At 50.2% G+C, this 476-nt stretch carries 1 protein-coding gene; it reads right to left on the reverse strand.

Annotated features, from left to right (window positions below):
• Nucleotides 1-115 precede the first annotated feature (115 nt).
• On the reverse strand, nucleotides 116-476 hold a 361-nt coding region (locus CSC65_RS16090; RefSeq protein ID WP_162411596.1), incomplete at its 5' end, for a glycosyltransferase family 2 protein.

Raw genomic sequence — 476 nt, forward strand, 5'->3', positions numbered from 1 at the left:
TAGATCTCAACTGACGTGCCTGGCATGTATTGTGGTAAGTGACGGCGTCCGGGATGTATTCAGATATTGACAGTGGAACTCGTTTGTGTGACGTGTACCTGTCAGAATATGTTCCTCACTTTATGTTCTGGTTGTTTGTGTTTTTTCGAGCCGAGAAGGCGCCAGCATTGTTCGAGAGGGCAGTGACAGTCGCCACTTTTCCAAATGCGTAGGCGCAGTATCTGAGACTACTCAACCAATGCCCTGTTACCACCGTGTCGCTGTTCAGCAGTACGACATCCCTGCCTTCGCACAGTGACAATCCACGGTTCACTGTACGTGTGTAGCCAAGATTGGTTTCGTTCCTGTATACATGGACATAAGGGAAGTCGCCATACTGATTCAGAAGGTTCCCGATTTCCTGTTCTGTACTGGCGTCGTCAATGAGCAACAACTCAACTTTCTCGCCCAGGCACTCAATCGCCGCGGGCAGGCAC

Origin of the sequence: Pseudoxanthomonas daejeonensis (genome assembly GCF_010093205.1) — a bacterium.
Classification (GTDB): domain Bacteria; phylum Pseudomonadota; class Gammaproteobacteria; order Xanthomonadales; family Xanthomonadaceae; genus Pseudoxanthomonas; species Pseudoxanthomonas daejeonensis.